Origin of the sequence: Specibacter sp. NPDC078709, assembly GCF_040686795.1 — a bacterium.
Classification (GTDB): Bacteria; Actinomycetota; Actinomycetes; order Actinomycetales; family Micrococcaceae; genus Specibacter.
The window spans coordinates 640,516-664,484 of record NZ_JBFBLU010000001.1 but is presented as its reverse complement, the minus strand read 5'-3'; the positions used below and the strand labels follow the sequence as shown (position 1 = coordinate 664,484).

Annotated in this window: 25 protein-coding genes, 1 pseudogene and 1 riboswitch; of the genes and pseudogenes, 18 read left to right on the top strand and 8 right to left on the bottom strand. The window is 62.0% G+C overall.

Features of this window, described 5'->3' with window-relative positions:
• Nucleotides 1–172: 172 nt before the first annotated feature.
• The gene (locus AB0P14_RS02875; protein ID WP_363837457.1) at nucleotides 173–631 is read right to left on the bottom strand and encodes a MarR family transcriptional regulator; all 459 of its coding nucleotides are present in this window, start codon (nucleotides 629–631) and stop codon (nucleotides 173–175) included.
• A gap of 151 nt (nucleotides 632–782) precedes the next feature.
• Here AB0P14_RS02875 and AB0P14_RS02870 point away from each other — a divergent pair, with 151 nt between their 5' ends.
• Nucleotides 783–2,003: an MFS transporter gene (locus tag AB0P14_RS02870; RefSeq protein WP_363837455.1), complete on the top strand. Its 1,221-nt coding sequence runs from the start codon at nucleotides 783–785 to the stop codon at nucleotides 2,001–2,003.
• 41 nt (nucleotides 2,004–2,044) lie between these two features.
• On the top strand, nucleotides 2,045–2,872 hold the full coding sequence (locus tag AB0P14_RS02865; protein WP_363837452.1) for an aldo/keto reductase: 828 nt from the start codon (nucleotides 2,045–2,047) through the stop codon (nucleotides 2,870–2,872).
• A 104-nt stretch (nucleotides 2,873–2,976) separates the two neighbouring features.
• On the opposite strand, the gene AB0P14_RS02860 is transcribed toward AB0P14_RS02865, so the two are convergent.
• Entirely contained in the window at nucleotides 2,977–3,285 is a 309-nt protein-coding gene (locus AB0P14_RS02860) for a rhodanese-like domain-containing protein (protein ID WP_363837449.1), read from the bottom strand.
• Between the two features lie 115 nt (nucleotides 3,286–3,400).
• Here AB0P14_RS02860 and AB0P14_RS02855 point away from each other — a divergent pair, with 115 nt between their 5' ends.
• Nucleotides 3,401–4,513, top strand: coding sequence for a Rossmann fold nucleotide-binding protein (locus AB0P14_RS02855; protein ID WP_363837446.1), 1,113 nt, complete (start codon nucleotides 3,401–3,403; stop codon nucleotides 4,511–4,513).
• Between the two features lie 80 nt (nucleotides 4,514–4,593).
• On the opposite strand, the gene AB0P14_RS02850 is transcribed toward AB0P14_RS02855, so the two are convergent.
• Nucleotides 4,594–5,697 carry a VIT1/CCC1 transporter family protein gene (locus tag AB0P14_RS02850; protein WP_363837444.1) on the bottom strand — a complete coding sequence of 368 codons (1,104 nt, stop codon included), beginning with the start codon at nucleotides 5,695–5,697 and terminating at the stop codon, nucleotides 4,594–4,596.
• Between the two features lie 205 nt (nucleotides 5,698–5,902).
• Between AB0P14_RS02850 and AB0P14_RS02845 the strand changes: the two genes are divergently transcribed.
• The 5 genes from AB0P14_RS02845 (at nucleotide 5,903) to AB0P14_RS02825 (ending at nucleotide 9,772) form a co-directional block, all read left to right on the top strand.
• Nucleotides 5,903–6,127 carry a hypothetical protein gene (locus AB0P14_RS02845; RefSeq protein WP_363837441.1) on the top strand — a complete coding sequence of 75 codons (225 nt, stop codon included), beginning with the start codon at nucleotides 5,903–5,905 and terminating at the stop codon, nucleotides 6,125–6,127.
• Between the two features lie 289 nt (nucleotides 6,128–6,416).
• Nucleotides 6,417–7,199 (top strand): IclR family transcriptional regulator C-terminal domain-containing protein, encoded by a 783-nt coding sequence (locus AB0P14_RS02840; protein WP_363837439.1) that lies wholly within the window; start codon nucleotides 6,417–6,419, stop codon nucleotides 7,197–7,199.
• A gap of 259 nt (nucleotides 7,200–7,458) precedes the next feature.
• Nucleotides 7,459–8,481 (top strand): thiamine pyrophosphate-dependent dehydrogenase E1 component subunit alpha, encoded by a 1,023-nt coding sequence (locus AB0P14_RS02835; RefSeq protein WP_363837436.1) that lies wholly within the window; start codon nucleotides 7,459–7,461, stop codon nucleotides 8,479–8,481.
• Entirely contained in the window at nucleotides 8,478–9,545 is a 1,068-nt protein-coding gene (locus AB0P14_RS02830) for an alpha-ketoacid dehydrogenase subunit beta (RefSeq protein WP_363837433.1), read from the top strand. The genes AB0P14_RS02835 and AB0P14_RS02830 overlap by 4 nt, the downstream gene beginning before the upstream one ends.
• On the top strand, nucleotides 9,542–9,772 hold the full coding sequence (locus AB0P14_RS02825) for a lipoyl domain-containing protein (RefSeq protein ID WP_363837430.1): 231 nt from the start codon (nucleotides 9,542–9,544) through the stop codon (nucleotides 9,770–9,772). Before AB0P14_RS02830 ends, AB0P14_RS02825 begins: the two co-directional genes overlap by 4 nt.
• A gap of 426 nt (nucleotides 9,773–10,198) precedes the next feature.
• Here AB0P14_RS02825 and AB0P14_RS02820 read toward each other — a convergent pair whose 3' ends face one another.
• Nucleotides 10,199–11,152, bottom strand: a complete 954-nt coding sequence (locus tag AB0P14_RS02820; protein WP_363837427.1) for an MBL fold metallo-hydrolase — start codon at nucleotides 11,150–11,152, stop codon at nucleotides 10,199–10,201.
• A gap of 305 nt (nucleotides 11,153–11,457) precedes the next feature.
• Between AB0P14_RS02820 and AB0P14_RS02815 the strand changes: the two genes are divergently transcribed.
• The gene (locus AB0P14_RS02815; RefSeq protein ID WP_363837425.1) at nucleotides 11,458–12,330 is read left to right on the top strand and encodes a helix-turn-helix transcriptional regulator; all 873 of its coding nucleotides are present in this window, start codon (nucleotides 11,458–11,460) and stop codon (nucleotides 12,328–12,330) included.
• On the opposite strand, the gene AB0P14_RS02810 is transcribed toward AB0P14_RS02815, so the two are convergent.
• On the bottom strand, nucleotides 12,327–12,671 hold the full coding sequence (locus tag AB0P14_RS02810) for a hypothetical protein (protein WP_363837423.1): 345 nt from the start codon (nucleotides 12,669–12,671) through the stop codon (nucleotides 12,327–12,329). The two genes, AB0P14_RS02815 and AB0P14_RS02810, sit on opposite strands and share 4 nt — an antisense overlap.
• 12 nt (nucleotides 12,672–12,683) lie before the next feature.
• Nucleotides 12,684–12,795, bottom strand: a riboswitch (SAM riboswitch).
• Between the two features lie 100 nt (nucleotides 12,796–12,895).
• Nucleotides 12,896–14,419 (bottom strand): sodium:solute symporter, encoded by a 1,524-nt coding sequence (locus AB0P14_RS02805; protein WP_363837421.1) that lies wholly within the window; start codon nucleotides 14,417–14,419, stop codon nucleotides 12,896–12,898.
• Between the two features lie 220 nt (nucleotides 14,420–14,639).
• Here AB0P14_RS02805 and AB0P14_RS02800 point away from each other — a divergent pair, with 220 nt between their 5' ends.
• The 4 genes and pseudogenes from AB0P14_RS02800 to AB0P14_RS02785 all read left to right on the top strand — a co-directional run bounded on the left by AB0P14_RS02800 (nucleotide 14,640) and on the right by AB0P14_RS02785 (nucleotide 16,652).
• A complete protein-coding gene (locus tag AB0P14_RS02800; RefSeq protein WP_363837418.1) occupies nucleotides 14,640–15,227 on the top strand; it encodes a helix-turn-helix domain-containing protein in 588 nt (195 codons plus the stop codon).
• A gap of 151 nt (nucleotides 15,228–15,378) precedes the next feature.
• A complete protein-coding gene (locus tag AB0P14_RS02795; protein ID WP_363837415.1) occupies nucleotides 15,379–15,669 on the top strand; it encodes a hypothetical protein in 291 nt (96 codons plus the stop codon).
• Nucleotides 15,670–15,724: 55 nt separating this feature from the next.
• Nucleotides 15,725–16,165 (top strand): annotated as a pseudogene (locus AB0P14_RS02790) (DUF2804 family protein); the annotation flags it as partial.
• A gap of 103 nt (nucleotides 16,166–16,268) precedes the next feature.
• On the top strand, nucleotides 16,269–16,652 hold the full coding sequence (locus AB0P14_RS02785; protein WP_363837412.1) for a DUF2804 family protein: 384 nt from the start codon (nucleotides 16,269–16,271) through the stop codon (nucleotides 16,650–16,652).
• A gap of 99 nt (nucleotides 16,653–16,751) precedes the next feature.
• Here the strand turns inward: AB0P14_RS02785 and AB0P14_RS02780 are convergent, their stop codons facing one another.
• On the bottom strand, nucleotides 16,752–18,731 hold the full coding sequence (locus AB0P14_RS02780) for an amino acid transporter (RefSeq protein WP_363837409.1): 1,980 nt from the start codon (nucleotides 18,729–18,731) through the stop codon (nucleotides 16,752–16,754).
• A 414-nt stretch (nucleotides 18,732–19,145) separates the two neighbouring features.
• Between AB0P14_RS02780 and speB the strand changes: the two genes are divergently transcribed.
• Entirely contained in the window at nucleotides 19,146–20,228 is a 1,083-nt protein-coding gene (gene speB, locus AB0P14_RS02775; protein WP_363837406.1) for an agmatinase, read from the top strand.
• Nucleotides 20,229–20,287: 59 nt separating this feature from the next.
• On the top strand, nucleotides 20,288–21,958 hold the full coding sequence (locus AB0P14_RS02770; RefSeq protein ID WP_363838156.1) for a thiamine pyrophosphate-binding protein: 1,671 nt from the start codon (nucleotides 20,288–20,290) through the stop codon (nucleotides 21,956–21,958).
• 156 nt (nucleotides 21,959–22,114) lie between these two features.
• Here the strand turns inward: AB0P14_RS02770 and AB0P14_RS02765 are convergent, their stop codons facing one another.
• On the bottom strand, nucleotides 22,115–22,288 hold the full coding sequence (locus AB0P14_RS02765; RefSeq protein WP_363837404.1) for a transcriptional regulator: 174 nt from the start codon (nucleotides 22,286–22,288) through the stop codon (nucleotides 22,115–22,117).
• 44 nt (nucleotides 22,289–22,332) lie between these two features.
• On the opposite strand from AB0P14_RS02765, the gene AB0P14_RS02760 reads away from it, so the two are divergent.
• The 3 genes from AB0P14_RS02760 (at nucleotide 22,333) to AB0P14_RS02750 (ending at nucleotide 23,958) form a co-directional block, all read left to right on the top strand.
• Nucleotides 22,333–22,962 carry a hypothetical protein gene (locus tag AB0P14_RS02760; RefSeq protein WP_363837401.1) on the top strand — a complete coding sequence of 210 codons (630 nt, stop codon included), beginning with the start codon at nucleotides 22,333–22,335 and terminating at the stop codon, nucleotides 22,960–22,962.
• Nucleotides 22,963–23,266: 304 nt separating this feature from the next.
• The gene (locus AB0P14_RS02755; protein ID WP_363837399.1) at nucleotides 23,267–23,599 is read left to right on the top strand and encodes a PadR family transcriptional regulator; all 333 of its coding nucleotides are present in this window, start codon (nucleotides 23,267–23,269) and stop codon (nucleotides 23,597–23,599) included.
• Nucleotides 23,599–23,958, top strand: a complete 360-nt coding sequence (locus tag AB0P14_RS02750) for a DUF1048 domain-containing protein (RefSeq protein ID WP_363837396.1) — start codon at nucleotides 23,599–23,601, stop codon at nucleotides 23,956–23,958. Before AB0P14_RS02755 ends, AB0P14_RS02750 begins: the two co-directional genes overlap by 1 nt.
• Nucleotides 23,959–23,969: the final 11 nt, after the last annotated feature.

The following is a 23,969-nucleotide window of genomic DNA, read 5'->3' as shown; positions in this document are numbered from 1 at the left end:
CCGTTAATGTCGCTGGCCCATCGGCTGGTAGGCGCCCACGGATCAGGGGCTACCACTGACGCCCGGCTAGGCCTGGTGCTCGAGTCCGACGGAGCCCCGTCGAGACCGACGCAGCGCTACGTCTGACTCGACGGCGCTCCGTCTGACTCGACGAGCGGGGCCCGGTTCCGCCCTAGACGGCAGGAACCGCGGCGTGGAGCTGGGGGAGGGCGGTAACCAGCGGTGCCAGCTCGGGCAGCAGAGCAGCTTCGGCGAGGGCGCACTCGAGAGCCTCGTCGTGAACAGGCCGCGCCAAGGTCAGTAGTTCCGATCCTGCAGGCGTGAGTTCGGTGTAGATGCCGCGGCGGTCATCGGCGCACAGGATCCGCGTGAGTAGCCCGCGATCCTCCAGCCGGTTGACCAAGCGCGTGGTGGCACTAGGGCTCAGCGCCGTAGCCCGGCCCAGTTGCTGCATGCGCATATGCCAGCCATCCTGCCGTGCCAAAGCATCCAAAACTGTGAATTCAACAACAGAGAGTTGGGCTGCATTCTGCAGCGACTTCTCCATGCTGGACTCAATCAGTCCGTGCAGAGCCGCCAGTGTTCGCCAGCCCTGGGCGCGAACTTCAACGGCGTCGTCCTTGATGCCCATGGACCTTCCCCTCCCGAGATTACGTGCTGTGCAGCACAAAAGTATTTAGTTGCTTGCGCGGGATAGTTGCGTGTGCAACAATTTATAACGCGTCTGCAACTAATAGTTTACGCGCATTGCAAGCAGTACCCAAGTCTCTCAAAGGAAAATCATGCCTCTTGGCCTCATTGCACTGGCCTTGGGAGGGTTCGGCATCGGACTCACCGAGTTTGTCATCATGGGCCTATTGCCCGAAGTCTCCGCCGACTTCCAAGTTAGCGAAGCCACCGCTGGCTGGCTCATCTCCGGCTACGCGCTCAGCGTTGTCATTGGCGCACTGTTCCTCACCGCCGCCGTTACCCACCTTCCGCGCAAGCCCGTGCTTGCCGCACTCATGGTCCTCTTCATTGCCGGGAACCTGTTGTGCGCCCTCGCCCCCGACTACAGCACCATGATGATCGGCCGCGTCATCGCCGCCCTCTGTCACGGAGCGTTCTTCGGTATTGGTGCCGTGGTGGCCGCCGACATGGTGGCACCCAACAAGAAGGCTGGCGCCATCGCCATCATGTTCACGGGCCTCACCGCTGCCAACGTTTTGGGCGTGCCGTTGGGTACCTTGCTCGGCCAGCAGGCCGGGTGGCGCTCCACCTTCTGGGCCATCACGGCTGTTGGCGTGGTTGCGCTGATCGGCATTTTGCTCCTCGTGCCCAAGATTACCCACGAACGCAGCGCTGGCCTCCGCGGTGAATTGCAGGCCTTCAAATCGCGCCAGGTCTGGCTGTCCATTGCCGTGACCGTGCTCGGCTATGGCGGCGTGTTCGGCGCCTTCACCTACATCGCCTTCACCCTGACCAATGTCTCCGGATTCGCCGCGACCTCCGTGCCGTGGCTGCTGATCCTCCTCGGCGTAGGTCTGTTCATTGGCAACACGCTCGGCGGTAAGGCAGCTGATAAGAACGTCGATGCGACGCTCATGGTGATCCTGCCGGTCCTCGTGGTTATCCTCGCCGTGTTCGCCCTGACTGCCAGCAACCAGCCCATGACTATTGCGTCCTTGTTCCTGATGGGTGGCATTGGTTTTGCCACCGTTCCCGGCTTGCAGATGCGTGTCATGAAATGGGCGACGGCGGCACCCACCCTCGCATCCGGCGCCAACATTGGCGCGTTCAACTTGGGCAATGCCTTGGGCGCCTGGTTGGGCGGGGTCACCATCACGGCTGGACTCGGCTACACCTCACCCATCTGGGCCGGTGCAGGACTGACCCTGCTGGCCGTCGGCGTCATGGCCTTCGCGGCAGTCGACGGCCGCAAAAGCGAGGCCAAAGCATTCAACCGCTCGGCCGCCGTCGACCATGCTTCGCAGCATGAGGCCAGCGCTCACGCGACACTCTAGTTCGCACTGATTTCTCACCACTCACGAAAGTAGAACACATCATGATTTCCATCCCCACCATCACTTTGAACAATGGCGTGGCCATGCCGCAGATCGGCTTCGGCGTCTTCCAGGTCCCCAACGATGAAACCGAGAAGGCAGTGACGGCGGCGCTTGCTGCTGGCTACCGGAGCATCGACACGGCCGCGATCTATGGCAACGAGGAAGGTGTGGGCCGCGCATTGGCCACATCTGAACTGGCCCGCGAGGAGCTGTTCATCACCTCAAAGGTGTGGATTTCCGATCTCGGATATGAAGCGACCTTGGCCGCCTACGATGCGAGCCTGGCCAAGCTTGGCCTCGAATACCTAGACCTGTACTTGATTCACTGGCCAGCCCCGGCAACGGATGCGTTCCTGGAATCATGGAAGGCGCTGCAGGAGTTGCTGGCGGCTGGGCGGGTGCGGGCGATCGGCGTCTCCAACTTCCTGCCTGAACACCTGGAGAAGGTCATTGCTCTCGGTGGAACTATTCCGGCTGTGAACCAGGTGGAGCTCCACCCGGCCCTGCAGCAGCGCTCAATCACTGATTTTAATGCAGCTAACGGGATCGCCACCGAGGCATGGAGTCCGCTGGCTCAAGGCGCCGTGCTGAACGATCCCGCAGTGCTGACCATTGCTGGGGCACACGGACGCACACCCGCTCAGGTAGTGCTGCGCTGGCACCTGCAGCAGGGGCGCATCATCATTCCGAAATCGGTCACCCCGGCCCGCATCGCCGAGAACCTGCACATTCTGGACTTCGAACTCACCTCGGCTGACGTTGCTGCCATTGACGCGTTGGAGCGAGAGGGCCGCACGGGTCTGAATCCGGCTGACTTCAACGGCTAAGATCCCGGCGCGTGCGTGCGTGCGGCGCATGAGTGCGCATGAGCCGGTGCGGCGAGTGCGGGCATCAGCCGGGGGGTGTGTGAGGGCGCGTGCCGCGGCGGAGCTTAAGCGTCCGGGGGCACCATCGGCAGGCCCTCGGCTTCCCATCCGCTCATGCCGCCGGTCAGCGTGTCGGCGTTGAATCCGAGCTCGGTTAGGGCTGCAGCAACCCGACCGCTGCGCCCGCCGCCGTGGCACACGGCAATGACGCGGCGATTCTTATCCAGCTCACCCGCACGCTCAACCACAGAGCCCGAAGGAATATGGACAGCGTCCTCGATCATGCCCGTGGCCAGTTCGGCAGTTTCGCGGACGTCGATGATCTGCACATCGGGATCGGCGGCCAAGATATCGGCGGGGGTGATTTCTTGCATGGGGTCTCCTGAATGATGGGTGGACGCGGTGCTGACGTAGCTGCTGGCGCCGCGCACGAATGAAGTACCCCCAGCCTAGACGGGATTTGGTGGGCGGCGCGGCTAGGCTGGGTGCGTGAATGCACCCCTCGCGCCCCAAGCCCGCACCGTTGAGATTGAAGAGCTGGATCATTTTGATGCGCTGATTGCCGGCGGTGCGAAGTCCATGCACGGCTGGCATTTCCAATCGGTCGATCTGCGCGAGAGGTCGGCGGCGCTGGTGGCGTTGCATGCTTCTGGTGCTGTTTTCATGGGCTGCAGTTTTGATACGGGTGTGGCAGATCTGCTGCGTGGGCGCGGTGCCCTGATTTTTCCAGCGCTGCCGGACCTGCCTTTCAACGCTTACCGCGGCCACCTGTACACGGGCGCCGAGCTATTCGCCGGGATTTCCGCTGCCAAATATGAGCAGGTACCGGACGCGCGCATTTACCAGTGGAGCCTGCAGCCGGGCCCCGCGCTGCATTCCACACTCGCCACCGCCATGCACGACCACGCCATCGCCGACGCACTCGATGATTTCCTTGCCCAGCAGTCGGCACCGGTGGTTGGTGTGATGGGCGGGCACGCGGCGGCACGGGGGAGCCGGGAGTATGCGCAGGCGGCCCAGTTGGGTCGGGCCCTGGCGCAGGCCGGATTTCTCGTCGCGACCGGCGGCGGGCCCGGCGCCATGGAGGCTGCAAACTTGGGTGCCTATCTTTCCACGTACGACGCCGGGACCTTAGAAAGTGCCCTACTCACCTTGACGGCCGTCCCCGGTTTCCGCCCCTCGGTCACCGAATGGGCGCGGGTGGCGATGGCGGTGGTGAAACGGTATCCGGACGGGGCCCCGAGCCTAGGGATTCCGACCTGGTTTTACGGCCACGAACCGCCCAATGTGTTTGCCAGCGCCATCGCAAAATATTTTACAAACGCGCTGCGTGAAGCTATCTTGCTGGACCGCTCCCGTGGCGGGATCGTGTTCCTGCCCGGCGCTGCGGGGACTGTGCAAGAAGTGTTCCAAGACGCCTGCGAAAACTACTACGCCGCCGAAGGCGCCGTGGCGCCGATGGTGTTGGTGGACCATCACTATTGGGCGGTTGAAGTTCCCGTAGTGCCGTTGCTACACACGCTGGCCAAGGACCGGATCATGGCTAACTTTGTCCATGTGGTGGACACCGTGGAGGAAGCGTGTCAGGTTCTAGCTGGCTGACCGACGGGCCAGTCTTGGGCAGAACCCGCGCGTTAGGCCTCACGTTAGGCCGCGCGCTAGGTCTCGCGTTGCGCCGTGCGTTAGGCGATCAGACCGCCGAATGCCAAGCCCAGCAGGTACGTGGCCGCGGCGGCACCCATGCCGATGGCCAGCTGGCGCAGACCGCGCCAGAGTGGTGACGCTCCGGAGAGCAGGCCAACAATGGCTCCGGTTCCCATGAGCGCAATGCCCACCAAGATGCAGGAGAGTAGTAGCGAGCCGAGTCCGGTCATGCCGAAGAGGAATGGCAGGATCGGAATGATGGCGCCAGAAGCGAAGAAGCAGAAGCTTGATCCGGCGGCGCCCCAGGCTGTGCCAAGAGTTTCGTGTTCGTCGGGAGATTCAAAGTTCTCTGGCTGCAACGACAGGCTGGGATCGCAGTCGCAGCTGAACTGTCCCATTCGCTCGGCCGCACGGTGTTCGGCGGCTTCGCGCGTCATGCCGCGGGCCAAGTAGACGAGCACGAGTTCGTTGTTTTCCAGATCCAGCGATTGGGCAGCTGTCAGGGTGACCTGTGTGGGTTGGGAAGCGTCGAGGAGTTCGCGCTGGGAGCGGACGGAAACAAATTCGCCAGCACCCATGGACAGGGCTCCGGCCAGCAGCCCGGCCATTCCGCTGAACAGCACTACTTGGCTGGATACACCTGTCGCGGCCATGCCGACGACGAGCGAGAGGTTGCTGACCAAACCATCGTTGGCGCCAAAGACTGCTGCCCTAAATGAACCCGAGAGGCGGATGCGGCCCCGCGTAGCTAGGCCTCGAACCACTTCTTCATGGATGGATTCATCGGCAGCCATGGCGTCGGTTGCGTCAACATCCGTGGCGTAGGGGGACCTGGACTCGGAACGCTGAGCCAGCGCTAAAACAAAAACGGAGCCAAAACGGCGTGCCAGTAAGCCCAGTAGTTGGTTGCGCAGTGAACCGCGGACTGGAGCCCCTGCATTCTCGCCCAGTAGCTCCAGCCAATGCCGTTCATGGCGCCCTTCGGCCTCGGCGAGGGCTAGCAGGATGGCTTGTTCTTCGCCGTCGCGACGCTTAGCCAAGTCACGGTACACGGCCGCCTCGGCCCGTTCATCAGCCAAGTATTGACGCCACCGCTTGATTTCTGCAGGTGTGGGTATTCGGTCTGGCGCTGTCTCTGCCACGGTGTTACTCCTCTAAGTCAGCAACCACTGTAGCGCGGAATCACGCGGTTTTTTGGCCGGTTAACCTCGGAAAAAAGTTTAGGTTGCCCGCAAAATCACACATCAAGAAAACCAATTATTAGAAAGTACTTGACGTAACGGAAAGTACTTCCCTAGTATTGAGTTATTGCTTCACCATCGAATACCTCATCTCAAGGAGAACACCATGAACGCCACCACAAAGACCCCAGCAGCAAACAACTATGGCACCCGCTTGCTGTGGATTGGCCCTGTTGCTGGGCTCGCGTGCATGGCCGCCCTGTTCATCGCCGGGCTGATCACAGGCAGCGCTGGAATGACTGTCATGGCCGCCACCACCGCAGCCTTGCTCGCCGCGGTCTGGTCCTCCACCGTAGCCGCGGCCAAGAAGAAGGCAGCGGCCCACAACTGAGCAGCCCGGCCCACTACACGAGTACACAGAAAACCATTTCCGCGGGACATATCCCGCGGGACACCCACACCAGCTTCCGTACCCAACTCGTGGCAGAGTGAAACGGGATTTCGCCAATGGGTAACGCCAGTCTCGCGCCGGGGACCTGAGCAACGACGGCGTGAGCCCGCCTGACAGCGCAAGGTGACGTCCCGGCGTCGTACCTTGGAGGGGGCGCACCGCGGCCGACGGATGGGTAACAGCCCCGCCCCGCAGCGTCTCGTTGTACGCTGGCAGTGGAGGCTCAACCATGCACACGATGGCAACCGAGGGTGAAAAGCCGGGCACACTGCTGACATCGGTGGGCCGCGCCCTGACGGTTTTGGACTGTATCGGTTCGGCGTCCCGCCCGCTCTCGGCAAAGTCCATTGCACGCGCCACGGGTCAAAGTCTGGGAACCACCTACAACGTGCTGCGCACCCTGGCCCACTCGAACTATGTGGTGGCCGAGCGCGACGGTTTCGTGTTGGGTCCGGCACATCCGGCGCTGGCCGCGGGCAGCCAAGCGGTCACGCTGGCGCGCAGCCGCGGCATCATGAACGGTCTGCGAGATGAGGTTCGGGCGGCCATTTATCTGAGCCGATTCACGGATGGTGAGATTGAGGTGGTGGACATTGTGGACACTCCGCTGACGCCGCGCGTGGATCTTTGGGTGGGCATGCAGGACGGTGCGCACGCCACAGCCTTCGGCAAGCAGATATTGGCCTCCCTCGACGCCAACATCCGGCTGGACTACATCGCCCGCCACCCGCTGGCCGAATTGACGCCGTACACCATCCGATCGCCCCGGGAATTCCTGCGGGAACTGGAGCAAAATTCCACCACCATGATGGACCACCAGGAATACGCCCTGGGCTTCACCTGCATTGCGGTTCCGGTGTCCACCTCGTCCTGGATTGGGGCGCTGGCGCTGTCGGTGCCCTCCGGGGAACGGGACGCGTCCGGGACATCGCGCGCCGAGTACGGGAAGGCGCTGCATGAGGCTGCCGGGCAATTATCGCTAGTGCTCGGCACCGGCCACGACGGCCCCTGAGCGGCTCGTTCCGGCCCGTTCCGAAGCGTTCCGGCCCGTTCCGAGGCGAACCGAGACAATACCCACGGTCAAGGCCGCACTTTTCACGGACTGAAATCTTGGCCATACCCTCCCACACGCCGCACGCATACGCTCGGAAGACAGGGACGTCGAGCCGGCCATGCGCGGCGTGGCGAGTGCTGATACAGCGCAGCAAGCAGCGCAACCGCGGGCTCCCACACACCCTGTTCGGACACTAGGGCTGGACAAAGGAGTCGCTATGACCACCGAAGCAACTGAGGCCGCAACGGCGCTCAGCGCAGAGCAGCAGCGCGGGCTGCTGCGCCAAATGATACTGATCAGAACCTTCGAAGAGGCCATCCTGCGCGAATACCACGCGGACAAGGGGCCGGGATTCGACATCGGCAAGGGTCTGATTCCGGGCGAAATGCACCTGGCCGCCGGGCAGGAGCCTGTGGCGGCCGGTCTGTGCGCCCACCTTGAACAAGGTGACGCACTCACGGCAGCTCACCGTCCGCACCACCTGGCCATAGCCAAAGGGATGAACCTGCGTTCGCTGACCGGTGAGATCTTCGGCCGCGAATCCGGGCTGGGCCGAGGACGCGGCGGGCACATGCACCTGTTTGATCCATCAATTCATTTCTCTTGTTCGGGCATTGTCGCGGAGGGCTTTCCGCCGGCGCTGGGCCAGGCGTTCGCGTTCCGCAACGCTGGCACCAACAACGTCGCCGTCGCCGTGGCCGGTGAGGGCGCGGCCAACGCCGGCGCCTTCCACGAGTCACTGAACCTGGCCGCGCTGTGGAAACTGCCCGTCATCTTTGTCATCGAGGACAACGACTGGGGCATTTCCGTTCCCCGCAGTGACTCAACGTCGGTTCCCTCCAACGCAGTCCGCGCAGCCGGGTACGGGATTCCTGGCGTGCGGGTCGAGGGCAATGACGTGGAAGGCGTGTACGCCGCGGCCGCCGAGGCAGTGGCGCGGGCCCGGGCAGGGGAGGGACCCAGCCTGATCGAGGTGCACACCCTGCGCCTGTGGGGCCACTTCGAGGGCGACGCCCAAGGCTACCGGCCGGACTTGGCCACCGTTTCCGACGACGACCCCATCCCTGTCTACAGCCGGAAACTGCTCGACGCCGGTGTGCTCACCGACGCTGACATCGCCACGATGGAAGACGACGCGCGCACGCAGGTGGAGGACGCCGTCGAGCATGCCAAAAACTCGCCAACGCCCAACCCGGCCGAGGCACTCAAGTACGTCTTTGTGGAAGGAGCCTCATCATGAGTGCAACAACGGAAAATACGACGGCGGCACTCAAGGCGCTGCCGCTGGAACCTCCCGCAGGGACTCGCCGCCTCAACACGGCCAAGGCGTTGCAGGAGGCCATCGGTTCGGCGATGGAGCAGGATCCGGCCGTGTTTGTCCTAGGTGAGGATGTAGGTGCCTACGGCGGCATCTTCTCCTCCACAACGGGCTTGCTGGAGAAGTTCGGGCCGGAGCGGATCATTGACACACCCATCTCGGAGTCGGCCTTCATTGGGCTGGGCATCGGGGCGGCCGTGGAAGGTATGCGGCCCATTGTGGAGCTGATGTTCGTGGACTTCTTCGGTGTCTGCATGGACCAGATCTACAACCACATGGCCAAGATCCATTACGAATCCGGCGGCAATGTCCGCGTCCCCATGGTGCTCATGACAGCCGTGGGCGGCGGCTATTCCGACGGCGCCCAACACTCCCAGGCGCTGTGGGGCACCTTCGCCCACCTGCCCGGGATGAAGGTGGTGATCCCGTCGAACCCGTATGACGCCAAGGGGCTCATGACCGCGGCCATCCGCTCCGATGATCCCGTGGTGTACATGTTCCACAAGGGCGTCATGGGCTTGGCCTGGATGTCGAAGAACAAGCGCTCCATCGGCGCCGTGCCCGAGGAAGATTACGAGGTTCCGCTGGGCAAGGCCAAGGTTGTTCGTGAGGGCACGGACGTGAGCATTGTGACGCTGTCACTCTCGGTGCATCACAGCCTGGACGTCGCTGAAAAGTTGGCGGAGGAAGGCATCAGCGTTGAGGTCCTGGACCTGCGCTCGCTGGTTCCGCTGGACCGTGAGGCCATCATCGCCACCGCCGCCAAGACCGGAAAAGTCATTGTGGTGGATGAGGATTACCAATCGTTCGGCCTCTCCGGGGAGATCGCTGCCACCATCACCGAGCACAGCCCCACCTTGCTGACACACTTCAGCCGGGTGTGCATGCCGGATACGCCCATTCCGTACGCCCAGGAACTGGAATATGCTGTGTTGCCAACGGCCACACGCATAGAGGCCGCGGTGCGAAAGGCGGTTGCCGAATGACTGAAATTCTCTTCCCGAAGATGACCGGGGACGCCAGCGAGCCCGGCGTCGTGTCCACCTGGTATGTGGAAGACGGCGAGCAGGTGGCGGAAAAGCACCTGCTCGCCGAGGTCTCCATTGACAAGGTCGACGCCGAGATTTACGCACCCGTCCCCGGCACCGTCCGGCTTCGGGTTGCCGAAGGGGACGAGGTGGCCCAGGGCGCGGTGATCGCCGCGATTGAATAGACGCCATTGAATAAGATGGCTATCCATTTAGTGGACCCGGGGTGATGAGCTGTGGCCCGCCTCATCATGTGGGCACCTCCACATAATGGTGGGGCAGCTCCACATCGGACGGCGCTTGCGGGAAAAGACGGCCGTCTAATGCCGTCTTTTCCCGCAAGCGCCGTCCTTTTTGCGAACGTGGTGCCGATCCGGGCCGACACCCGTGCGTTCCCGGCCGTCCAAGCTCTCAAGTCCATACGCAACGTCGAAATGCCTGTCCAGACTATGACGTGCAGACCAAGGTCCACTAAAAGGATAGCCACCTTGAATAGACGCCATTGAATAAGCACCCGCAGCAATGCGCCTGGCGGTCTTCCCCAGCCGCCCGGCGCATTGCTGTGCCGGCATTGCTGTGCCGGTGGGGCTTAGATTGCTGTGCTCGTGGGTCTAGATCGCCACGAGCGGTGCCCACTCACTGACTGTGAACAATGGTCCTGAACCGCTGTCTGATTTGCTGACCTTGAAGCCGCCGTGGCCACCAAAGTGTGCGGGAAACATGGTCAGTCCCTTCTCTGCGGCCTCGGTGAAGATCCGTTCCCGGGTGGCATTTGCCGTGGCCGGGTCCTCGTCGAAGCAGCTGGAGGTATGGACGTCGTGGACCTGGGCCGGACTGTGCAGGGTGTCGCCGACGAATAGCACTTCCTCGCCGTCCGAGGAGAGCCGCACGATCGATGCGCCCGGAGTGTGGCCCGGCGCGGCTTCCAGAGTCAACGCCTTATCGATGCGATGCTGACCGCTCCATGCTGTGGCCTGACCGGCGTCGAACACGGGCATAATGCTATCTGCCCAGACGGTGTGCGCGCCCTCGCCCATGATGGTGGAATTGCCGCTGGCAGGATTCCAAAAATCGAGATCCTTGGCCGGCAGCAGGTACTCCGCGTTAGGGAACGTCGGCACCCAGACCCCGTCCACGAGCCTGGTGTTCCAGCCAACGTGGTCGGCATGCAGGTGGGTATTTACCACGACGTCCACGTCCTGCGGTGCGATGCCCGCCGCGGCGAGCCGGCCCAGGAATTCGGTCTGCAATTGCGACCAGCTGGGCACGTCGGGTCGGTCCTTGTCGTTGCCGACGCACGTGTCAATGAGGATCACTTTTCCGCCACTGCGCAGAACCCAGGTCTGCATGGCGACGCGGGCCGTGCTGCTCAAGACGGTGTCGCCGTCGGATTCAAGGAAGTGGGGCCGCAACTGGTCGGCGCCGCCTGTCCAAGCCGCGGGATCCGTGCCGGGGAAGAATTGCTCAGGCGTCATGCCAATGCTGCCGACGCTTTCAACGACGCGGGTCACGGTGACGTCTCCGATGGTGAGGACGGGGGTGGTTTCAATGGTGGAAATTGTCATGATGATCTGTGCTTTCGCTCGGTGGTTTCATTCGATGGCTACGTGAAGTACTCGGGCAACGTGAAGGTAAGCCCCGGCGGGCTGTGTTCTTCCAGCCCTGGAATCCAGTATTCGTTCCAGCGAGGAATCGTGGCACTCCCGCTTTTGCCTACCACTGACAGGGGTAGGCAGCATTGGGTGAAAGGCAGCAGACTAGGGGCATGACATCTCTGGACAATGGTGATCTGAGTGCTTTTCTGCAGGCACGACGTGAACGCATTACCCCGAAACAAGCCGGTCTCACGCTGTATGGCGACTGACGCCGTGTGGCCGGGCTGCGCCGTGAGGAGTTGGCAATGCTGGCTGGAGTCAGTTCTTCCTATTACACAAGGCTGGAACAGGGGCGCTCACGCAATGCCTCACACCAGGTTCTGGATGCTCTAGCCACCGCACTGCAGCTCAACAGCGCCGAACGGGCCCACTTGATTCGGCTAGGGACAAGCCCTAAGCGCCGCCCGGGAACCCCTAAACCGCCGACAGAGGATGCCGACCCGGCTCTGCTGGAACTGCTGGCGGCTGTCGGTGACGTACCAGTGCTCATTCTGGGCCGGCGCAGTGACGTCCTCGCCTGGAATTCCTTGGGCCACGCGCTGCTCGCACCACATCTAGATATAGCCGCGCCACTATCGCCTGCAGCACGACCGAACATGGCATCCATGGTCTTCCTGGACACCGAAACGCGCGCCCTGTATCTGGACTGGCCATCCAAAAGCCGTGCTGTGGTGGGCAATTTGCGGCTCATCGCTGGCAAGTACCCCGAGGATCCGCTACTCGCTCAACTGGTGGGTTCCTTGGCCGTAGCCAGCCCAGAGTTCGTTTCTCTTTGGGCCGACCACAGAGTCCAACCGTGCGCGACTGCGGTGTACGAACTAGCGCACCCGCTCATCGGGAAACTTGCGCTGACCCAACAGACCCTCAGATCGGTGGAACACCCCGATCAAACCTTCGTAACGCACACGGCTGCGACGCACACGGCTGTCGCTGGATCGTCGGCGCGAGAAGGGCGAGAAGGGCGAGAAGGGCGAGAAGCGCTGGTGCTGCTGGCGCAACTGGTGGGAACCGCGCAGGCCGAGGCAGACAATGCAGTACAGCAGCACACCCAGCAGCCCACCCAGCGGCGCGCTAGTGAACGGCTCTAGAAAGCGGAGAGCCGGAAACCCACGTTGCGTCCGGCCCGCACACCGCTCTGCGCCACAGTGATGACCAAGGTGCCCAGCTCTGGAATCCAGCGGGCCGGGCGAACCGCCTGGGTCAGGGCTGTGGCAAGCTGTTGCGGCTCCTGCGTCTGATAGTCGTGGAAGCCGTTCGGGGTTTGAAACGAAACGGCGCCGCGGCTCACATCTACCGAAGGCAGCACCGGAATTCCGGTGGATTTTGCGGGCAGGTTCCCCACGGCGGGACCCGCCGCAGTCCGTGCTGCGGGGGCGGACTGCCCAACATTTTGGCGCTGACGGGGCGTGACAGGGGTGCTCGAAGACATGGCGATGACCTTTGCTTGCTCTTGCCCAACGGAGGTTTCCGCGGGCCGCTTCCTCATCCGAACCACCCGTGAAGCATGGGGTTGGCGTGCGGCCAGTCGGAGCTTGGCGCCGCATCTCTTGAAGCTGTCCTCTACACTACTGTTTTAACGGCCGACGGCGGATGGTGACGTAATAAATTACGTCACCATCCGCCGTCGTACTTCTGCGAAGGTTACTTCACGAGTTACTTCACCAAGGTGGCAGCGTCTTCATCCGGGTTGGAGTCCGTGACGGCCGCGGCGAGGCGGTCGTCCCAGCCCTTGCGGATGTGCGCGGGGGTTGCCGGGGTCAACAGGGAGATGACAACGTAGACCAGCAGCGAGGCGATGAGGCCGAAGTAGATGGGCTCGTTGGCGTAGATGCCGTCGGCGCTGGGGATGATTGAGGTGGCGTACAGAACCAACATGACCAGGGTCAGTGCGCAACCTACGGCCATGGACCAGGCGGCGCCGAGGCCCGTGCCGCGCTTCCAGACCAGACCGCCGATGATGGCCACGAGCAGGCCGCCAACCAGGATGTCGTAAGCGATGGTGAGGGCGAAGACCACATCGTTGACCACGATGGAGATGACGATCACCATGACACCCAGGATCAGTACGTACCAGCGGTTGGCGCGGACGTCGTGCTCGGGGTTGGTGGTGTCGGAGGCATCGATGGTTTTGCCGAACCAGCTGGCAACGAAGGGGACAACGTCTTTGCGGGCCACCGTGGCGGCGGCAATCAGGGCGCCGGACGCGGTGGACATCATGGCGGCTACGGCGGCGGCCATGACAATGCCGCCGATGCCCATGGGCAGCAGGTAGGTGGCGACCTCGGCGTAGACAACGTCCTTGCCTAGGCCTGCAACATCGATGTCTGGCAGTGCCACAAAGGCGGCCATGCCGATCATGGCACCGGCAACGCCGTACAGGATGCAGTAGATGCCGGCTGTGGCGCCGCCCCACCGGGCCACCTGCGGATCGCGGGCGGTGAAGACGCGCTGCCAAATGTCCTGACCGATGAGCAAGCCCAAGGTGTAAACCACAAAGTAGGTGATGATGGTCTGTACGCCGATGCCATCCCACTGGAAGAAGCTGGCGTCAACGCGTTCCTTGATGCCGGCCAGGCCACCGGCTGCGTTCCAGGTGAAGGGCAGCATGAGCAAGAAGATGCCCACGGTCTTGATGACGAACTGCACCTGATCGGCGAGCGTGATGGACCACATGCCGCCAATGGTCGAGTAAATCAGCACAATGACACCACCGATGGCAATGGCCAACCAACGGTCCAGGCCAAACAGCACCATGAAGATGGTGGCGTAGGCGCCGGTGGAGGTTGCCGAGATCATGATGGTGTAAGCCAGCATGACAATGCCGGACATTTTGGTTGCCTCGGCGCCGTAGCGCAGGCTCAACATTTGCGAGACCGTGTAGATCTTGAGCTTCTGCAAGGTCGGAGCGAACAACAGGCTCAGTAGCAGCACGCCGACACCGATCGCGACCACCAGCCACATGCCGGAAATTCCGAACTTATACCCCAGCCCAACGCCACCAACGGTGGAGGCGCCGCCGAGGACCACAGCAGCCATGGTCCCCGTGTAGAGGAAGGGGCCTAGACGGCGGCCGGCGACGAGGTAGTCGCTATTGTTCTTGGTCCGAGATTTTCCCCACCAGCCAAAGGCCAGCATGGCCACCAAATATAAGACGACTATGGCAATGTTTAAGTCCATGGTGTGCTCCAGTGTGCGAAAGTTATGGGATCCAGCCGCGCTCGCTGAACTAGCGGAGCTGGCCGAGAAATAGAGTAGCTAGGGTCCGACCTAGCCAATATTGCCTATTGAGCAACATTTGTTGTCTATTAGGATAAACTGTGATCGTGGTTACAGTCAATGTGCCGCTAGAAGTCCTTGGATCTCACTAGCAATACGCAATAGCAATAGAGGAGCCGTCATGAAAGCCTTAGCCCTAGAGCCCAGTTTTGGGCCGGTTGCCATTGGCTCGCGCATCCGTGCTGCCCGTCAGGATCAGCGCCTGACCATTGAGCAAGTGGCTGAGGCTACGGGCCTAACTAAGGGCTTCTTGAGCCGAGTTGAACGCGACCTCACCTCACCCAGTGTTGCCTCCCTCGTCACTATGTGTCAGGTGCTTTCGATCTCCATTGGGGATTTGTTTGCCGCTCCGGAGACGCACTTGACCCGTAGGGGCGAAGGCCCGCGAATCTCTTTGGGCGGCGAAGGGATCGTGGAGCGGCTCTTGACATCGCGTTCAGAACGGCGGTTGCAGGTCCTCGGGGCCACCATTGAACCCTTTGGCCGTGGGGAATCCGAACTGTACGCCGTGGACTGTGACGTGGATGTCCTGCACATCATCAGCGGGGAACTGACGCTCATTATGACGCAGGAATCGTATGACCTGAAAGCTGGGGATACGCTCTCCTTCCCTGGCCGTGAGCCGCACAGTTGGGAAAACCGCACACCGTATCCGGTGGAAGCGCTGTGGATTCTGGTGCCAGCGGCCTCGGGGTCCGGGGCCAGCTAACGGCGGAAGTTAACGGGCCCAGCTAACGGGGGCCGGCTAACGACGCCGGCTAACCGCGCCAGTGAGGGCGGGATGCTTGCGGCTTGGTTACCCGACGGTAAAGTATGTGTGAGCCACTTCACATACGAGGACTTCACGTCAGGGGTCAACATTGTCCGAGATTGCGCCGAGACTTTCGCAGCAGCGCAGTGAGCCGCTTCTCGGTGCCCGCACCTGGCTGTCCCTGATCGTTGTAGGCTTCGCCGGGCAGCTCGCCTGGACCGTGGAAAACATGTACCTCAACGTGTTTGTCTACAACACCATCAGCACCAACCCCGCAGTGCTCGCCTTGTTGGTTTCCTCCAGCGCCGTGGTGGCTACCCTGGCCACAGTTTTGGTGGGTGCCGCATCGAATAGGGCCCGCCGCCGTCGTCTTTACCCAACTCTCAGATGTGGAAGATGAGCTCAACGGCCTTCTCAGCTATGACAGGCGCGTGACCGAGCTGCCGGATCACGTGATGCAGGCCGTCACCTCGACGTTGGTTCTGAATGCTGCCACCCACTTTCACGTGACTCTAAACCTAAGGAACACGATGAGCGCGGGCATGCTGGTTGAACACGAAATTACGTCCCGGGTCGCTTTGACCTTGCCCAATGGCAGGCTCAATCCGGCCGCCGTGGGGTGGACGCGCACGCCGCTGCACGACACCTCCGGGATTGGTCGCGGACGGCAGCGGTGGAGGCGGAACAAGCGCTGGGAGTACTGGGCCATCACCTCGCCCACGCACATTGTGGCTATGACGGTGTCTTCGCTGGACTATGCCGCCGTGCATGAACTGTGGGTGCTGAATCGGGTCACCGGTGAATCTGTGGGCACGAATGTGACGGGTGTTTTGGGTGGGAGCGCCAGGTTGCCGGCGTCGCTGGGGGATGGGTCCGCGCGGGCCAAGACTTCCAAGCTGCAGATCGACATTGCCGAGGTCCCCTGCGGGACGCGGTTACGTGCTTCCACACCCCGGGTGCGTCTGGACATCATTGCGTCACGGCCGCTGGCCGTATTCGATGCACTGGAATTGGGGTGCCGGGTCCGGCGTCACGGACGGGCGAACCATTGGCATTCAGCTCGGATCCAAATGGACCGATGGCACCGGCGCCACCGAGAACTCGCTGCTGGTGGACGGACGGTTGCACAAGATCAGCGAGAACCTGATCTGGGATTACAGCACCACCGATTTTCCGGCCCCGTGGCACATTCACGGCGCTACAGCGGATCTGGTGTTCACGCCGTTTTACGACAAAGTCTCAGCGATCAACTTAGGTGTTCTGGGCAATAACACCCACCAGTGCTTTGGCCACTACGACGGCGAGATCGCCGACAGCGACGGGAACCGTATCACGGTGGCCGGCATCCTGGGATGGGCGGAGGATGTGCACAACCGCTGGTGACGTGTTTTCGCGTTGGCGTCGCTGCGCTCACGGGGTTTCGTGGGGCGCAGTGTCGCGTGCCTGCGCGTTTAGCCGACCTCGGCGCGTAGACCAGCGAGACTAGCCGACGTGGACCCAGGGGCGCTGCATGAGATCCGGCTCCGCTTCACGGAGCACTTCACGCGTGACGGGTGCAATTTCGCCTTCTCCAATGAACAAGAATTTCAGCAAATTGGTGATGGGATTGCCCTCGTTCCAGCGGAAGTAAATGTGCGGAATGAGTCCTGTGACATCACGAATGTGCAGCAGCACGGCGGCAACAGTGTTGGGCACGTTGGTGGCATGAACCTGCAGGATCTTGAAGCCGTGCCGGTTGATACCTCGGACTTCCAAGTCGGTTTCAAAATCCGAGGAATCATCCACAATAACTTCCAGGAACAAGACATCCTGCAGATTTCCCATCGCGTTGACATAGGCCGCGTGGGCCAGTTTGCGTCGATAAGCTGCGGCATTCTTGGTCTTTGGGTCGTGGGAAACGATCCGGATGGTGTCCGATTTTACGGAGGTCACAAAAGCAGTGGCCGCCTCATCCATGTGAATCGACGTGGCACGCAGCTCGAACGCCCGGCGCATGCGAGAAAGCAGGCTGACCAGCACAATCCCCAAGATAAACAGGGCCGCAATCTTGAGACCGTCGGGCCGTTCAATGGAGTTCGCCACCGTGGTGTAAATGAAGGCCACCGAGATCATGCCGAAGCCAATCGCCTTCTTTTTCTCACCCTTGCGTTTGGCAGACAGGGTGACCGCGACAGCGGCAGAGGTGATGAGCACCAGCACACCGGTGGCATAGGCACCTCCTTGAGCAACGACGTCGGCCTTGAAAATGATGGTGATCAGAACGGCGACGGCGGTGAATACCAATACCAGCGGACGGACGGCTGCCGCCCATTCGGGGGCCATGCCAAAGCGCGGCAGGTAGCGGGGGACCAGGTTCAGGAGTCCGGCCATGGCGCTGGCGCCAGCGAACCAGAGGATGGCGATGGTGCTGATGTCGTAGGCGGTGCCGAAGCCTTCGCCGAGGAGATCGTGGGCCAGGAAGGCTAGTGCGCGGCCGTTGGCGGCGCCGCCGGGCTGGAATTCGTGGGCCGGGATCAAGATGGTGGTGGCGAGCGAGGAGGTGATGAGGAAGGAGCTCATGATGAGCGCCGCCGTCGTCAGTAGCTTGTGAGCGCCCTTGATGCGGCCCTCGGGATTCTCCTCGGTATCGGTGGGGCGGCCCTTGATTTGCGGCATGACGGCCACCCCGGTTTCGAAGCCGGAAAGGCCTAGTGCGAGCCGGGGGAAGACGAGCAGTGCCACGGCCACGATCATGAACGGGCTGCCGTGTTGGGTGGTGAGGGCTCCCCACCAGTCGGCGGTGAGGAGGGGGCTTTGCGTCACTTTTGCCAGTGCCACCGAGATCACGATCAAGTTCATGGCGAGGAAAACGGCCACCAGAACCACGGCGATGCTCATGGCTTCCTTGAATCCGCGCAGGAAGATGGCGGCCAGGCCGGCGACCAGGATCAGCGTGATGCCGACGTTGTGGCCCTGCAGGAAGTGGGGTGCAAACGGGTTTTCAATAATGTGAGCGGTGGCGTCGGCGCCGGAAAGCGTAATGGTGATCATGAAGTCCGTGGCGGCAAAGCCCAACAACGCCAGAACGAAGAGTTTGCCCCACCAGCGTGGCAGGAGGCGTTCGAGCATGGCGATGGAACCGGCGCCGTGGGGGCTTTCCCGGGCAACGCGTTTGTAGACGGGGAGTGCTCCGAGCAAGGTGACAAGGACCAGAACGATCGTGGCCAGCGGTGCCAGAACTCCTGCGGCTAGGGCGGCGATGGCCGGCTGGTAACCCAGTGTTGAGAAGTAATCCAGACCCGTGAGGCACATGACCCGCCACCAGGAAGCCGGATGATGATTCTCAGCGGGCCGGCCATGGGGACCTTGACGTTTGCCGGAACTCTCAGGCAAACCCTCCAGTAGCCAGAGGCGCAGGGCAGCCTTTCCCCGCGGCTTTGCATACGTGCCGGGTTCGTCGGGTGCTTTGGCGAGCGATGTCACGAAGGGGCCTTCCGTGTCGTGGCCGTCCATTGGCGGCTTATGGAGACTAGCACCGGGTTGGGCTCGCAGACCCCTGTCTTGACGAAATCTTTACGGCCTGGTTTTTGTGTCACGGGATTCTTCCGGCGGAGTAGTCCGTGCCGCCTTAGTGACCAGCGCCGTCGATAGTGCGGCGGCGAGGGGCATTATCGACGGCTTTCTTGAACGGGAGCGCACGGGAGCGCACGGGAAGCGCACGGCGGGGTGGGCACCTGGGTAACGGGTCCGGCGTCGAGCATAAAAAGTATCCTTTATGAAACTTCTGGTTCCCATTAGTGAACATCGGTTGTACGATGGTGAACAATTGTTTGGGTGTGACGCACGTCTACTGTGCGGGACCCGCCTGAGAAAATGCCACACGAAACGAGGACGTCCATGAAAGAGCTCCGCATCGAGGCCAATGGGAATCTTGGCCCGATCGATTCCTCCCAAATTCCGCGCTATGCCGGTGCTGCAACCTACGCACGCTTGCCGCGCCTAGATCAAGTGGCAAAGGCTGATGTGGCCGTTGTTGGCGTGCCTTTCGATAGCGGGGTCTCCTACCGGCCCGGCGCCCGCTTCGGCGCCAATCACGTCCGCGAGGCCTCACGCCTGCTACGCCCTTACAACCCGGCGTGGGACGTTTCGCCCTTTGAAAACTGCCAGGTCGCCGATGCCGGTGACATGGCCGTGAACCCCTTCAATATCAACGAAGCCATTGAAACCATCCAGCAAAACGCCCTCGATCTAACGGCTGACGGCGCCAAACTCCTGACCATCGGTGGCGACCACACCATCTCGCTGCCTCTGTTGCGAGCTGCTGCCGAACGTGCCGGCGAGCCTGTGGCCATGTTGCACTTTGACGCGCACCTGGACACTTGGGACACCTACTTCGGTGCCGAATACACACACGGCACCCCTTTCCGCCGAGCTGTCGAAGAAGGGATCCTGGACACCGAGGCCATCTCCCATGTCGGCACCCGCGGTCCGCTCTACGGCAAGAAGGACCTCGACGACGATCACCGCTTCGGATTTGGCATCGTCACCGCAGCAGACGTCTACCACCAGGGGGTGCTGGAAACCGTGGCCAAGATTCGTGACCGCATCGGCAAGCGCCCGCTCTACATCTCCGTCGACATTGACGTCCTGGACCCCGCGCACGCACCTGGCACCGGCACGCCCGAGGCCGGCGGCATCACCAGCCGCGAACTGATCGAGATCATTCGTGGATTCCGCGGCATGAACCTGGTCGGCGCCGACATTGTGGAGGTCGCCCCGGCTTATGATCATGCGGAAATCACCGGCATCGCCGCCAGCCACGTGGGCTTCGAACTCGTCACGTTGATGGCTGACAATCATGTGGAAGGTGACCGCTTTGGCACCCCGAACGGTTACGCCGCGCAGGCCCTTGACGCGGAAGCACGACGCCGGCCCGCCGGTTTCGCGCCCACGGCAGCCACTAAGGGGGAAACCAAGTGACGAACGGATTGAACATGAAAAACCACGCCACGGAGGTTCAGGCCGCAGAGGCCCAGACCATGGAAGCCCAAGCACCGGAAGCCCAGCGCAACGGTGGCGACCTCGTCGTAGAGACCCTGACCGCACTGGGTGCCAAGACCGTTTTTGGTATACCCGGCCAGCACGCCTTGGGCCTCTTCGATGCGCTCAGCCGATCGTCCCTGCACTTTGTGTCCTCCAGAGTGGAGAACAATTCGGCGTTTGCCGCCGACGGCTACTCCCGTGCCACCGGTGAAGTGGGGGTGCTGTTCTTGTCCACGGGCCCCGGCGCACTTACTGCGTTGGCCGGATTGCAGGAAGCCTACGCCACCGGTGTACCCATGATTGTGGTGGCTAGCCAGATTCCGTTGGAGGGTTTGGGAGCCCGACGCAAGGGCATGTTGCACCAGCTCGATGACCAAAAAGCCTCCGCAGCCAACGTCACCAAGAGCCAGCGACTCATCCAGCATGCCTCCGGAATTCCGTCGGCCATCCAGGATGCGTGGACCGAAGCCGTGTCTTCTCCGCAGGGCCCGGTCTGGATTGAAGTGCCACAAAACGTGCTGCTGGATCCCATCTTCGTGCCCGCAGTCGAGGATGCGCTGGCCGAACCGTTCGACAACCCGCCGCGCGTCGAGCTTGTCAGGGAGGCCGTGAAGTGGTTGACGGCCGCCAAGCGCCCGGCGATTGTGGCCGGTGGTGGCACCCGCCGCGGACACGCTGAAAAGCAGTTGCTCTCCATCGCCGAGAAGCTCAACGCACCCGTGGTCTGCACACCCGGTGGCAACGGGGCGTTCCCTTGGAACCATGAACTTTCCTTGCAGTCGTGGATGGAGGACCGCTACGTCACCGAGGTCCTTGAAGACGCTGATGTGCTGGTGGTCATCGGCTCCTCGCTGGGGGAGGTCTCTAGCAATTACTTCACCATGGAGCCGCGCGGGCGCATCATCCAGATCGACGCAGAACCGCGCGTACTGGAATCCAACCGCCCCGCGCTGGGTATCCGGGCCGACGCCGGACAAGCACTGAGCGCTCTCGATGACGCTCTGGACGCATCGTTGCGGGACGATGCCGATTGGCACGGCGCCACACCGCAGGCCGTGGTGGCGGAAACTCTTGCGAAAGTTCAGGCGCGCTTGGACAGCCAGGATTTGGGCCTCGAACGGAAATTCATGGCCGATATCCGCGACGCCGTCCCTGCCGATATGCAAACCTTTTGGGACATGACCATCTCCGCTTATTGGGGATGGAGTTGCTGGGATTCCAAGGACGGCGAGTTCCATTCGGCCCAGGGTGCTGGCGGGCTGGGCTATGGTTTCCCGGCGGCGCTCGGAGCGGCGCTGGGCCTGCAGAGTCAGGGTAAGTCGCCGCGGGTTTTGGCGGTGGCCGGCGATGGTTCCGCCATGTACTCCATCTCGGAATTGGCCACGGCTCGTCAGCACAACGCGCCTGTCACCTGGCTGATTGTGGACGACGGTGGCTACGGGATCCTGCGCGAATACATGATCGACACCTTCGGCAAGGCTACCCACACCGAGCTGGCCCGGCCGGACTTCGTGAAGCTGGCCGAAGCCTTCGGCGTGCCGGCTCAACGGGTCAAGCCGGAGGATGTGGGGGACGCGCTCAAGGCGGCCTTTGCAGCCGACGGCCCCAACGTAGTGGTGGTCGACGTGCTCCTGAAGATGTTCGGCCCCACCCACCTGGACATCTAGCCTCAGCCCCTCAGCGACGCTATCCCACCTTTGGTGCGTTTTTCCGAAACGCTATCCCACCATTGGTTCCCTTTTCGGGATCGCTATCCCACCCAGTACGACGACGGGAGGTCACCTTCGCGAAGAAGGTGACCTCCCGTCGTCGTACTTCAGACGTTACTGGGCGAGGAGCTCGAGCAGGTTCTGCCGGTACTCCAGAAACGCTGCCCGCCCACGCGCAGTAATGCCGAGGTAGGTGACCGGGGTGCGGCCCTGGATGGTCTTTTCTTGGATGATGTAACCAGCGTCCTGGAGCCTGTGCAGGTGCACCGACAGATTCACCGCCCTCATGTCGCGCAATCGGGCGCCTCACCGCGAGGCCTAGACTGGGGCGCATGGCCATTATTTATGACGCGCAGTTGAGCCCATCCAAGTCCGAACTCCTTGAGAAATGGCTGCCGTCGCAGCCGTGGTTCCGCGGCGAAGCGTCCACATTGGTGCGACTCGGAGCGTTTCGCTTCGACGATCCCGCCGGTGAGGTGGGAATCGAAACTCACGTTCTCGCCGTCGATGGTGCGACGTATCAGGTGCCGTTGACCTATCGTGGCGCCCCGTTGGAGGGTGCTGAGGATTTCCTGGTGACCACCATAGACCACTCGGTTCTTGGCACGCGGTGGGTCTATGATGCCACGGCCGATCCGGTTTATCTCCACGAGCTTGCCGCCGCCATAGTCTTGGGGAAGCCGCAAGCGCCGGAGCAGTTGGTGGTGGGAGATTCGTTCGAGGCCCTTCCTGTCACCGTCTCCGTGAGCAGTGCAGGAACGCACGACGCCGCTCTGCCGGAGTTGCGCTTCGAGGCCCCGCGAACTGCTGCAGGAGTCACCACTATTCCAGCTGGGTCAATCAACTTCGCCGTGCTGCGCGAGCTAGACACCTCGGGTGCTCGCCAGTCCGGACCCGCGCTAACTGCCCGATGGGATGGTCAGGACGAACCCGTAGTGGTTGCTGCGGCGATTATTGTCTGAAGCTGAGCTGTTCCGGCCCTAATTTCCCGAGTTACCGAATTCGAGTCGCCACATATGGCCCGTTCGCGGCCTCGGAACAGGCCATATGTGGCGACTCGAATCAGCTGGACGATGCGAATCGATTTATCTGCGGTTTCGAATTGCCGACGCGAGGTGAGGGCACCATTTCGAGCGGCGCCGAGATCGTGGTGTACCTAGCGTTTTTGGTGCGGTTCTTGTTCTAGCTCGCCCCTTCCCACCTCTACTACTTAGCGCTACTATGTACTTGTAACTAGTAGTGCTAAGTAGCTGAGGGGAGTGTGCCGTGGGGAAGCAAATGACGGAGATGCTCAAGGGCACTCTGGAGGGCATTGTTCTGGCTATTCTGGCCACGCAGCCCGCCTATGGCTACGAAATCACCGCGCAACTGCGGGCTCAAGGCTTTGATGACATTGCTGAAGGCACTGTGTACGCGCTGTTGGTGAGGATCGAGCGCAACGGGACGGTCGACGTCGTCAAGGTCCCCTCCGAAAAGGGCCCGCCGCGGAAGGTGTATTCGCTGAATCCGCAGGGCCGGGAACAACTTGAAGAATTCTGGAGAACGTGGGGCTTCGTGGCCGAGAGGCTGGAGAAACTCCGTCGTGGAGGATGGCAATAATGGCTGCAAAATGGATCGAGACGGTCACTGGATCGCTCGAGCAAAAGAAGCAATACAAGGCCAATAAGGCGCGCATGCAAGCACTGCCGGGGCCGTATCGCACGGCGGTCGAGGCGATCGAGCGGTACCTGACGTACTTTGGCGCCATTAATAAGGGCGATGTTTTGGTGACGATGTTCCAGGACCTCGGCGATCTTTTCGAACAGGCGGCGGCGGACGGCACCCCGATCCGCGACCTGATCGGCGCGGACCCCGTTGAATTCGTGGAGGCGTTCCTGGCGAATTACGCCGAAGGGCAGTGGATCAGCAAGGAACGCCAGCGCCTGATCGATACCATTGACGGCATCACAGAAGCCTAGCGGAGCCCGCC

Bases quoted from the DNA above. Each gene is read 5' to 3' on its own strand.
- AB0P14_RS02875 (WP_363837457.1), bottom strand. From the start codon at position 631: ATGGGCATCAAGGACGACGCCGTTGAAGTTCGCGCCCAGGGCTGGCGA.
- AB0P14_RS02870 (WP_363837455.1), top strand. From the start codon at position 783: ATGCCTCTTGGCCTCATTGCACTGGCCTTGGGAGGGTTCGGCATCGGA.
- AB0P14_RS02865 (WP_363837452.1), top strand. From the start codon at position 2,045: ATGATTTCCATCCCCACCATCACTTTGAACAATGGCGTGGCCATGCCG.
- AB0P14_RS02860 (WP_363837449.1), bottom strand. From the start codon at position 3,285: ATGCAAGAAATCACCCCCGCCGATATCTTGGCCGCCGATCCCGATGTG.
- AB0P14_RS02845 (WP_363837441.1), top strand. From the start codon at position 5,903: ATGAACGCCACCACAAAGACCCCAGCAGCAAACAACTATGGCACCCGC.
- AB0P14_RS02840 (WP_363837439.1), top strand. From the start codon at position 6,417: ATGCACACGATGGCAACCGAGGGTGAAAAGCCGGGCACACTGCTGACA.
- AB0P14_RS02835 (WP_363837436.1), top strand. From the start codon at position 7,459: ATGACCACCGAAGCAACTGAGGCCGCAACGGCGCTCAGCGCAGAGCAG.
- AB0P14_RS02830 (WP_363837433.1), top strand. From the start codon at position 8,478: ATGAGTGCAACAACGGAAAATACGACGGCGGCACTCAAGGCGCTGCCG.
- AB0P14_RS02825 (WP_363837430.1), top strand. From the start codon at position 9,542: ATGACTGAAATTCTCTTCCCGAAGATGACCGGGGACGCCAGCGAGCCC.
- AB0P14_RS02820 (WP_363837427.1), bottom strand. From the start codon at position 11,152: ATGACAATTTCCACCATTGAAACCACCCCCGTCCTCACCATCGGAGAC.
- AB0P14_RS02810 (WP_363837423.1), bottom strand. From the start codon at position 12,671: ATGTCTTCGAGCACCCCTGTCACGCCCCGTCAGCGCCAAAATGTTGGG.
- AB0P14_RS02805 (WP_363837421.1), bottom strand. From the start codon at position 14,419: ATGGACTTAAACATTGCCATAGTCGTCTTATATTTGGTGGCCATGCTG.
- AB0P14_RS02800 (WP_363837418.1), top strand. From the start codon at position 14,640: ATGAAAGCCTTAGCCCTAGAGCCCAGTTTTGGGCCGGTTGCCATTGGC.
- AB0P14_RS02785 (WP_363837412.1), top strand. From the start codon at position 16,269: ATGCACTGGAATTGGGGTGCCGGGTCCGGCGTCACGGACGGGCGAACC.
- speB (WP_363837406.1), top strand. From the start codon at position 19,146: ATGAAAGAGCTCCGCATCGAGGCCAATGGGAATCTTGGCCCGATCGAT.
- AB0P14_RS02770 (WP_363838156.1), top strand. From the start codon at position 20,288: ATGGAAGCCCAAGCACCGGAAGCCCAGCGCAACGGTGGCGACCTCGTC.
- AB0P14_RS02765 (WP_363837404.1), bottom strand. From the start codon at position 22,288: ATGAGGGCGGTGAATCTGTCGGTGCACCTGCACAGGCTCCAGGACGCT.
- AB0P14_RS02760 (WP_363837401.1), top strand. From the start codon at position 22,333: ATGGCCATTATTTATGACGCGCAGTTGAGCCCATCCAAGTCCGAACTC.
- AB0P14_RS02750 (WP_363837396.1), top strand. From the start codon at position 23,599: ATGGCTGCAAAATGGATCGAGACGGTCACTGGATCGCTCGAGCAAAAG.